This is a genomic window from Candidatus Palauibacter soopunensis (genome assembly GCF_947581735.1).
GTDB classification, from domain to species: Bacteria; Gemmatimonadota; Gemmatimonadetes; order Palauibacterales; family Palauibacteraceae; genus Palauibacter; species Palauibacter soopunensis.
This window is the reverse complement of the sequence record NZ_CANPVT010000028.1, coordinates 1-10,101: the sequence shown is the minus strand read 5'-3', so window position 1 is coordinate 10,101 and position 10,101 is coordinate 1. Positions and strand designations below refer to the sequence as shown.

The following is a 10,101-nucleotide window of genomic DNA, read 5'->3' as shown; positions in this document are numbered from 1 at the left end:
GTATCGTGATGGCGACATCCGGGCTCGCGGGCGGCGTGCAGATCGCGACCCGCGAGCCGTCGTCGAGCCGGGCGTCGAGGATGGGCCTCGCGGCCGGATCGAGCCCCAGCGGCCGGGCGATGTGGATGGCGGCCCGGTCGAGCCATTGGGACGTGAGGGCCGGGGCCTCGTGCGGCTCCAGCCGCCCGGCCCTCTCGACCCACACGTTGCCCGGGCCGTTGATCATGATCTCGGAGACCTCCGCGTCCTTCAGGAGCGCCTCCAGTCCCGGCAGGAACGGAGTGAGGTGGCCGATGCCGCTGGCGCGCTTCATATCCGGCCCTCCTCGCGGAGCCGCCAGTAGCGTTCGGTCTTCGGCAGGTAGTGGGGCTTCAGGTAGACGCGGGTGGCCGGGAGCGACTTGACGCCGTCGTAGGGCAGGCAGACGGCCTGGTAGTTGGCCAGCAGCGCGAACTGCCGGGGAGTGAACACGGGCTGAAGCGCCCGCCGAAACGACTTGCTCGCGCCCATCGTGCCGCGTCCGCCTCCGGCCCGGCCGGACAGCAGCGAGAACTCGGGCCTGCCCGTGGTCTCGGTGAACGTGTGGGAGGCCTGGGTCTTCATGACGGACCCGCACATCTCGGACGCGATCCGGGCCGACGACTCGTCGGAGAGCGACAGGAAGATCCGTGTGCGGAGCGTCTGGACGAGCGTGCGCCACGCCTCGCCCGAGGGCAGCACGGAGCGGAGCGACGAGATCGACTGCGTGGCGACGATGGGGATGCAGCGGCACTGCCGGGTCAGCGCGAACGCCTTCTCGTCGCCGGACGGGTCGTCTTGGCCCACGGTGGCAAACGCTTGGTACTCGTCGCAGATGAACACGGCGGGCCGCATGTACCGTCCGGGACGGCGGGCGGCTTCGGCCGGACGCCTGAGCAGCGCCTGCATCCACGCGTTCTTGAGCAGGACGCCGATGGCTCGCGCCAGCGCCGGGTTCGCGCCTGCGGGCATGTTGAGCGCCAGCACCTTGCCGCCCTCGATCAGGTCGGAGAGCGGCGGCAGCCTCCGGCGCAGCCCCGGCATGGGAAGTACATCCGCGCCGTCCCCGCCGGCTTCGTGGCTCCTGCCGGCGGCGGCACCGGGAGGCGGGGGACAGAACACGCCCGCGACATCCGGCTGGTCGAACAGCGACAGGAACACGCTGATCCCCTCGACGATCGAGGTGCGGAGCTTGGCGTCCAGCGCCATCCAGTCCTTCAGATACCAACGCGCGACCGCCTCGACCTGCTCGGCGTACTCGTTGCCCGCGCCGTCCCCGGCCGCCTCCGTCGTGTACGCAAGCTTCAGCCTCTTGAGGCGGGCTTCGAGTTTCGGATCCATGCGGCACGCCGACTGTTCCCTGCCGTGCACGGGCTCCCAGGCCCAGTCTTCGAGCGGCTCGATATGCGCGGCGAGGTCCTCGTTGGCGACAACGGCGCGCACCGGGCGCATGCCGTCCGCCACGTCCTGTGCCTCGCGGATCCTGTCCGCGAACAGCTTCGGGTCCACCGTGCAGCGGTAGACGTCCCGGAGCGTGACCCAGCCGCCCGGCAGTAGCCGGTGAACCTCGATGATCCACCGGACGAGGTTGGTGTACGCCTGCTGCCAAAACGGTTCGCGGGACTTGCCGAAGAGTTGGTTGATGAGGGACGCGACGGTGTAGGCGAGCGAGTAGGAGTCGAGCAGCGGATCGTCGAGCGGGTTCCACTGGAGCGAGCCGCCGAGCCCGACTTCGAGGTAGTCGCCGCCGCGCCCGGCGGCTTCGAGGATGCCGCGCACCTGATGGCAGAAGTCCCCCTTGACTTCGAGCACGAGCGCGCCCGCGCGGCGCTTGGCGTCGTCCGCCCGCCACGTGAGAAGTTGCTCGGCGAACGGATACATGCAGGCGGTGGTCTTGCCGGTCCCGACCGCCCCGACGACGAGCACGCCGGTGTAGAGTCCCTTCTCGGGGATGACGAGCCAGGAGGGCCGCTCGCTCTCCTCCGGGACGGTCGGATGGTGCAGTTCGCCGACCACGAGCGAGGGCGCGTCGTCGTCGGTGGAAGTGGGCCACGCCGGAAGCCTGCCCCGCGCGCGCCGCCTCGCGAGCGGCCGGAGCCAGACCCGCGACACCGACAGCGAGATGCTGCCCGCGAGCAGCACGGCGAACCCGGGCGCGAGGTAGTGCCAGGCGCGGAGGGCGGCGTGGATGCCCGGATCGTGCCAGGCGATCAGGTCGAGGTACGGGTTGCCGCCCGTGCCGGGGAACGGCGCGAGGAACGCGCGCGCGCCCGCCGCCGCCATAGCGACTCCGATGATGACCAGCGTCCAGGGCTTCATCGGTCCGACCCCCTTCCCGGAGGGACCGTTGCTGCGGGAGCGACCCGAAGGGGACGGGGGCGGGTGTTGTGAAAACACACCCGGCCCCGAACCCGTGGCAGGCCCTCGGACTGCCGGGTCGCTCCCGCCACGGCCTCTTCGGCCCGTCCGGCAGCGGGCGGGCGGGCCGCGAGGCCGCAAGACCCGGCCGCGCAAGCGGATGGACCGGGGGGCGCGTGTGAATCGCTGGAGGCCGAAAACGTGAATCGCACCCCCATGTCGTTTTCACGAGCCGGTGCGGCCGTAAGTCGCGCGCCGGTCATCGGTAACGAGCCCCGGCGAGGCGCACCGTCTGCCAGGCGGTGCCGCGATGGATCGACCCGCGCCCGCCTTGCCCGCGGATCTGTTTCGTCAGCGCGACGCTGCGCTTCATGGCGGCCTGGAGCCCGCCGAACTCTTCGAGGACCCGGACCGCGCCCTGAAGGATCGCGCGCTCGATCCGGGCGATCTCGTCGCGCATCCCGGCGTCCGCTTCGGCGGGAACGCCATCCTCCGCCCAGCCGCGCATGACCCGCTCGGCCCGGTCGATCTCCCGCGACCTGCGCCCGACGGCGACGACTTCGACGGATCGGCCCAGCCGCGTGAGCGCCCGCCACAGCCCCCGGTGCGCGTTGCCCCAGGACCGGAGCGCCGTCGAGGTGTCGTGGCCGGGGTCCACGTAGACGAACATCGCGCGGGCCGAGTCCAGCGCGACGGGCAGCTTGACGGGGAAGTGGCGGCGGGTGTTCCCGGCGGCGCCCCGGTAGACTCGAACGGGGAGGAGGGCGCGCTCGATTCCGAGCGCCTCGAACGCGGCGACCTTCTCGGCCTCGGTCGGCAGCCACGGCAGGTCCGCGTGCTCGATCACGTAGTCGAGCGAGAGCAGTCGGCGCATCAGCACCTCGTTCGAGGCGTCGCGCCGGTGCCGGACATGCTCGGCACCGAGCGCCCGGTAGACGCGGCGCGAGAAAATCCGGCACACCCGCCCGATGCCCCGGACGCCGGGCACGGTCTCCTCGGCGGCAAGGCCCCGGGCGATCAGGGCGTGCACGACGCGCCGCGCCTGTTCGGGGTGCGCGTCCAGGAACCGCATCGCCTGCGCGCGGGTGAACACGCCGCTGTGGAGGCACACCAGGGCGATCCAATCGGCATGGCGGCCCGTCCAGCCGAACTCCTTCAGCGCCTTCTCCCGGCCCTTCAGATGCGCGATCATCGGCCGTCCTCCGTGACCAGCGCCCGGTCGGCCTGGAGGTAGGTGACGAGGATGCCCATCGGGTTGTGGACGACGAGCTCCGGTGGAATGCTTTCGAGAAACTCGAACCGAAGCGTGAGCGTCCAGCGCTCGCGCCGGACCTCCCGCGCTCCGGTCAGGTGCACGAGATCGAAGTCGGCGGTCGCGCCGTGCGGCGGCTCGGGCGAGGGGTGGATGCGGAGCACGACGTTCTCGACCTGGGCTTCCGTCTCCGCCGTCCCGGCCGCCGTGGCGGCGACCTCGCCGCCGTCCCTCTGGAACGCGGCGTTGGCGAGTTCGGTCGAGAGGAACCGGAGGCTCCGGGTCCAGTGCTCCTCGACGGTCGCGCGGCGGCGCGAGTGGAAGTCGGCGACGAACCGGTTGAGGAAGTACTTGGTCGTGGGATCGAGCGGATCGGCCTGGGCGGTGGCGGCCTCGTAGGCGAGCGCCTCCGCGCGGCCGACCTCGTCCACCCGGATCACGATGGGCCTGGGCGGCTCCGCGCCCGCAAGCCGGAGCAGCACCACGACGCCGAGCACGCAGCTTGCTGCGAGCAGCACCACGATCCTCCGAAGTTTCCGGTTCGCCTGAACGGCCTCTCCCCAGATCTCGGCGTACTCGCGGCCAGCGTTCTTGTCTCTTTTCATCGGCTTCTCCTTGGGGTCTCAGACGGGTGGCTTGGCGGCGGCCGCGGGCGCGACCGCTCCCCCGGCTCCGCGCATGACGAGGGCGACGAACCCGGATCCTGCGTTGCCGGAGCCGGACACCAGCATGGCGGCGAGTTCGCCGACCTTGAGGCTGGCCATCAGGCCGCAGACGACGAGCGGGAGCAGGACGACGGCCCAGAGCCAGAGTTCCATCGGGTCGGAGGTGCCGGTGCCCATCAGCGCATCGGCGTAGGTCGTGATGTAGCCCATGCCGACGCCCATGAAGACCCTGAGCACGGCACCGGCCACGACGCCGTAGAGCGTGTAGACCATCAGGGTCCGGAACCATCCCCAGAACAGGAACGCGAGCGGCTCGAAGAGCAGGAACGCGATGAACACCGGACCCAGCAGGATCACGATGGCGATGGCGACCTGCGCCCAGATCACCTGCGCGTAGGTGATGCAGAACAGCAGCAGCAGGCAGACCACGAGCGACGCGCCCATCACCAGCGTGACGAGCGACGAGAAGATCACCGTGACGCCCGCCGTCACGATGGACAGCAGGTTGCCGGTGGACCACGCGGCGCTCAGGTGCGCGGAGTAGGCCTGCACGAGCGCCGTCATCTCGGTGTAGCCCGCCGACACCACGTCGGAGAGGAACAGGTTCTGGAGCCAGATCCCGCCCGACGCGATCATGGCCGGGAACGTGAGCCCGACGCCGGGGATCGGGACGACGTAGTAGTGGAGCAGCGTGCGGGGGATCGCGATCCCGAGCACGAGCTTGACGAGCGACCACGGCTGGAACGTGCCGCTGTAGGCGATCTTGAGCCCGGTCCAGGCGACCATGACGGCGGCGAGCCCGCCCCAAAGCTGGAGTCCGAGCGTATGCACGTCTGGCGCCGCGCCGCCGATCACGGTGTCGAGCACCACGTCCAGGAAGCTCTTGAAGTCCTGAAGCTGGTCGCCGGGGATCTGCGTCGGGACGTTCGGGTCGATGGACTGCGGGGGGAGTTGCATGGCCGTCGCGTCCTACCGGTAGAACGACGGGATTCGGAACAGGAGCCCGTCGCGGAGCGCGGCCCGGTTCAGCGAAGCCGCGTTTCGCATCGTCCGGGCAAGCGCGTTCGCCCGCGCCCGACCGTCATGCCAGCGCCCAAGCCATTCGAGGTGGGCGAGTTCGGCCTGCCTCGCCCGGTTTGCCTCCATTGCGGTCTGATGGGCGAGCACTTGGCCGAGCGCCGCGTTGATGCGGCCTTGGCTCAGCGCGGCCGCGACCTCGGCCTGCTGAAGGGCCGTGTTGGACAGGTTCCCATTCGCCGTGAGGCCTGCGAACGAGCTCTGCGCGCTCTCGATGGTTCCGGTGAGCGCCGCCGCCGCATCGAGAAGGGCGTAATCGAGCACCCGCTGCCGGTCGGCGGCCTCGCGGGTGCGCCGGTGGTCCTCCAGCGCGCGCGTCGCGGCTTCGGGCGGAAGGTTCGCAAACAGAGCCAGGATGTCGGCGTCCGTCACCCGGTCGGCGGTTCCGTAGGCGGTGCGCCAGAGTCCGGTGAACGAGCGTCCGTTGCCGAAGTCCCTGACGGCATCGACGGTCCCTCGGGCTGCGCCCGCGAAGTCGGACCGCCACGCGAGGCCGTCCCGCACCAGGCCGACGGGATCGGCGGCAAGGTCGGAGAACGGTCGGAGCAGGGCGTCGATCTCGCCCTTGGCGGCGCGCTCCATGTGGTCGAGCTGGTCTTCGAGTTCCGTAAGCTGGCGGGCCATCGACCGGATCTGGGTGACCTGGTGCGAGATCTGCGTGATCTGGTTCGCGATGATCGTGGCCCGCTGGAACCAGCTGGCGAAGTCGAACTGTGCGCTCGCGGGACGGGCGCCCGCGAGGAGCAGGATCGGGACGAGAGGAGCGGGGGCGAGGATGCGATGAAGCATGAAACAGTCCTTTCGTGTCAGCGGTGTTCGGCGTGGATGGGGGTTGGGATCAGGACATCGGACGTGAGCCAGATGCGGAGCCGGTGGCCTGCGCGGATCGTGATCTCGGGCATCCGGTTGAGGAACCGGTCGAGCACCGAGGTGGCGCTGTTGCCGAGCCCCTGGCCGACGCCTGCCTGGAGCCCGTAGGGCGAGGCCCCGGCCAGCGTGAGCCCGCTCAGGGCGCCGACGGCCCCGGCCGCGGCGAACGTCGAGAAGTAGTGGCGGTTGACCCGGTCCCGAAGCGCGCCTTCGCCCGCTTGGTTGAGGCCCGCGAACTCCAGGTCGATCCAGCCGCCATCGGGCAGCAGCAGCCGGTGGAACGCGACGGCGAGACGGCTCTGGTCCCGGTGATGAACCGCTTGGGCGGTCCCGACGACGCGCGCGCCGCGCGGGATCAGCACCCGCTGGCGGTCGGCCGAATGGAACGGCACCGACACCATCGCGAGCACCGGGCCGGGGAAGTCGCCCGAGAGTTGCGTCAGGAGCACCGCTTCGAGAAACGAGCCCTCGCGGATGCGCTCCCAGCCCGGCGGGTCATCCTGCCGAACAACGCGTCCGGGCTCCGCCGTGCCGGACGTTCGGGGCGGGGTTTTCGATGCAACTCCGGGGGAAGCGGGAAACGCCCGTCCGGCCAGCCCGGCCGCCCACTCGTTTTCGAAGACGGCGACCGACCGCTCCAAAGAAGCAAGTGTGGCGTCGAGCGCGGCCTCGGGCGGTTCCGGTGCCGCCGGGGAAGCTCCCACGCCACCGCGCACACCGCCCGGATCGCGGTACGTCCGGGCGACCGGAGAAGAGCGGAGCGAGCGCGTTCGCCGCTCGATCTCTTCAAGACGTAGCGCCTCTCGAAGTTCCCACTCGGCCTGGCCCATACCGATGCCGACGGCACCGCGAGGCGCGTCCCGTGTCTCGACTTCGACCGGATGCTCGGCGGCGGCATCCCGCCGGCCCTCCAGGCCGGTACGGGCCTCGTTGGCCGCCGCCTGCTGGGCCTGGCGCTCGGCCTCCGCGCGCAGCCGCCCCTGAAGCGCCCGGCCCACGCGGTCGTCCACCGCTCGCGGCTCCGGTGCGGTGCCGGTGGCCATCGGGTCCGCCTGGGGACCCGTCAGCGACCAAGAGAACAGCATCCCGGCGACCAGCACCGCGATCAGCGCAATCCCGGCCTTGGTGACGATGCCGCCCGGAAGCGCGCCCTTCGGCGGCTTCACCAACTGCTTCCAGCGGCTCATCGGTTCTCCTCCCCCGGCTCGAACCGCCACCGAAGCCGCCTGTCGCCGATCTGGAGCCATCCGTCGTCCAGGACATGACGGGCGACGTAGAGGCCGTCGCCCGAGAGGTCGAACGCGACCAGCGCCGGTTCGCCGTCCTTGAGTTCGTACAGCGCGGGCGCCTCCTGCGCGCGCGACCGGATGTAGGTGAACCGCCCGTCGTGCCACATCGCCTCGACCAGGAACGGCCGCTTCAACGCCTCCGAGTCCAGCCGGTACTCGAACCGGAGACGTCCCGGATACCCGGCGCGGAACGCCTCGATCTCCGCCCGGGCCTGCCGCCCGGCTTCGATGATCCCGGCCTCGGCCTCCACCCGAGCCCTGCGGGCGGCCTCCGCCGCCTCGGCGGCCATCCGCCGGTAGGCCACCACCTCGCTCCGGGCGACGAACCCGGGAGCGCCCGCGACACCGTCCGGCGACTCCGCGCCCGGATCGACCCGGACAACGAGGTGTGGCGGCTTCTCGCCGTGCTCCGAGACCAGAAACGAATAGATGCGGCCCGACTCGCAAACGAGCGCGACGTTCGTCTCCCCGTCCTCGGCCAGCGGCTTCAGGTACGCGACGTTCGCCGCGCCCGTCAGGTGCCAGTACTCCGAGTCGCCGACCACGAAGTCGAGGATCCGCTCCCCGGCCGGAAGGACGATTAAGGTTGTGTGGCGCACGCGCGCGCGTAGGCGGGGGATCAGTTCGTCGCCTTCTCCGCCCACCGGCACGCGGAGGAAGGCGGCGTCTTCTTGGGGCTGCTGCGCGGCGGCATCGGCAGGAACCGCAGCCAGCAGCAGCGTCAACACGACAACGGCGAGCCCGAGCAGGATCGCCAAGGTTGGAGTTTTCATGGTGTCACGTCCTTTCGGTTCGTTGGTTGGGGTGTGTTGGGCCGGGTCAGCACTTCGAGTGCCCGGACCAGCCCGTGCTTCGCCACCGCCTCGGCGCGCTTCTCGGCGTCCAGCGGCGACGACGTGTAGAGCCAGTAGCTCTGAGGATCGACTTCGAGCCGGAGCACCGCCGCCTCGTCCGGGCGGCGGAGATACAGTTCGCGCTTCGGTGTGAGTTCCCGGACCCGCGACACCTCCGACTCGTTCAGCCGAAAGAGCGTCCCGACCTCCTCCGGCAACTCGGGGTTGGCGAGGAACAGCTTGGTCGGCACCGACTCCAGCAGCGCCGATGCGCCGGGCGTCCCGGTCACGTCCACCGCCGACTGCGTGGCGAGCACCAGCGCCGCGTTCTTCTTCCGCCACGTCTTCGCCGCCTCGGCCAGATACGCGAGCACCGCCGGATCGGCCAGATAGCGCCACGCCTCGTCCACCACCATCAGCTTGAGACGGGCGGCTTCGGCCGGGTCCTCGATCTCCAGCCTCATGCGCTCCAGCAGGTACGACAGCGCCGCCTCGCACAGATCCGCGTGCTCGGCCGCGCCCGCTAGGTCGATCACCTGCCAGTCCCGGAACTCCAGGTCGGCCGTCCCGCCCGGCGCGTTGTCGAAGTAGCGGCCCCACGCCCCGTCGCCGGTCCAGCGGCTCAGAGCGGGCCACATCGCCGACGGGAGCGAACCCGCCAGCACGCCGAGGGTCCTGCGGTCCCGGTCGAACGCATACAGGTCCTCGACCCGTGCCCTGATCTCGCTCGTGTCCGCCCCGCCCGGCTCGTAGCCGCCGAGGCGAAGCAGACGCTGGACCCAGCCGGTCAGGAACTGGAACGTGCGCGTGGTGGGCGGCAGCGCGAACGGCTGAAGTCTGAGGCCGGACTCCGTCTCGCCCGGCGTCAGCTCCAGGTAGGAGCCGCCGAGGAACCGGGTCAGCCAGCGGTAGGAGCCGCCCAGGTCCAGAATCAGCACCCGGGGACCGTACTTCAGCGCCTCGACCAGGAGGAAGTTGAGCGTGAAGCTCTTGCCCGAGCCCGTCGCGCCCAGGATCAGCGTGTGGCCCACGTCGCCCGCGAACAGGTCGTAGTGGTACGCGGTGCGCCACGGGGTCTCCAGCACCGCCAGCGACTCGCGGCGGAGATGGCTGCTGCGCGCCGAACCCCTCGGCGGTCCGAACACGGGCGCGAGGCATGCGGCCAGTCCGGCCGACACCACGACGCTCCGCACCTGCCGCCTGCGCGGCTGGGCCGGGAGCCGCGAGAACCAGACCGGGAGTTGGCCGAAGCCCTCCCGGACCACCTTCGCGTCATGCGCGGCGAAGAGGCGGCGCACGTCGCCGTCCAGCCGCTCGATCTCGTCCAGTTCGCCGTGGAGTGCCACGGTGAGCGACGCCTCGCCGTAGGCCACGCCGTCCGCTTCGAGTTCGACAAGCGCACTTCCAAGCCGGTCCGATTCCGCCGCAGCCGCCGAATCGACCATCGCCGACGCCGTGCCCTCGGTCTCGCGCATGTGCGCCATCATCGAGTAGCGGCGCGAGAAGTAATGGCGCTGCGCGCCCCGGATCCGCCGCCGCGCCTTCTCGACCGTCCACGGCCGCCATTCGAGCGAGACCGTCAGCACCGCGTCCAGGCAGTACAGGTCCTTGAGCAGGTTCGCGTGCGCCTGGCCGGGCGGCGACAGTAGCGAATACAGGATCACCGGCTCGCCGTCGAGACGGAGGTGGCTGCGCTCGGCTTCGAGTTCCGAGAGCGCGAGCCGCCAGTTCATGCCGCT

9 protein-coding genes are annotated in these 10,101 nt (G+C 70.7%); all 9 read right to left on the bottom strand.

Features of this window, described 5'->3' with window-relative positions; genetic code table 11:
- Positions 1–313 (bottom strand): ATPase, T2SS/T4P/T4SS family (locus RN901_RS09050; protein WP_310757949.1); only part of this gene is annotated, 313 nt, incomplete at its 3' end.
- Entirely contained in the window at positions 310–2,337 is a 2,028-nt protein-coding gene (locus RN901_RS09045; protein ID WP_310757948.1) for a TraM recognition domain-containing protein, read from the bottom strand. The genes RN901_RS09050 and RN901_RS09045, both read right to left, overlap by 4 nt.
- 298 nt (positions 2,338–2,635) lie before the next feature.
- Positions 2,636–3,568, bottom strand: coding sequence for a hypothetical protein (locus tag RN901_RS09040; protein WP_310757947.1), 933 nt, complete (start codon positions 3,566–3,568; stop codon positions 2,636–2,638).
- A complete protein-coding gene (locus RN901_RS09035) occupies positions 3,565–4,233 on the bottom strand; it encodes a VirB8/TrbF family protein (protein ID WP_310757946.1) in 669 nt (222 codons plus the stop codon). The genes RN901_RS09040 and RN901_RS09035 overlap by 4 nt, the downstream gene beginning before the upstream one ends.
- Before the next feature lie 18 nt (positions 4,234–4,251).
- Entirely contained in the window at positions 4,252–5,250 is a 999-nt protein-coding gene (locus RN901_RS09030; RefSeq protein ID WP_310757945.1) for a type IV secretion system protein, read from the bottom strand.
- Positions 5,251–5,262: 12 nt separating this feature from the next.
- Positions 5,263–6,159, bottom strand: a complete 897-nt coding sequence (locus RN901_RS09025) for a hypothetical protein (RefSeq protein WP_310757944.1) — start codon at positions 6,157–6,159, stop codon at positions 5,263–5,265.
- Positions 6,160–6,176: 17 nt separating this feature from the next.
- Positions 6,177–7,427: a TrbI/VirB10 family protein gene (locus RN901_RS09020; protein ID WP_310757943.1), complete on the bottom strand. Its 1,251-nt coding sequence runs from the start codon at positions 7,425–7,427 to the stop codon at positions 6,177–6,179.
- Positions 7,424–8,302 (bottom strand): TrbG/VirB9 family P-type conjugative transfer protein, encoded by an 879-nt coding sequence (locus RN901_RS09015; RefSeq protein WP_310757942.1) that lies wholly within the window; start codon positions 8,300–8,302, stop codon positions 7,424–7,426. Before RN901_RS09015 ends, RN901_RS09020 begins: the two co-directional genes overlap by 4 nt.
- Positions 8,299–10,101: DUF87 domain-containing protein (locus RN901_RS09010; RefSeq protein WP_310757941.1), on the bottom strand; the 1,803-nt coding region annotated here is incomplete at its 5' end. The genes RN901_RS09010 and RN901_RS09015, both read right to left, overlap by 4 nt.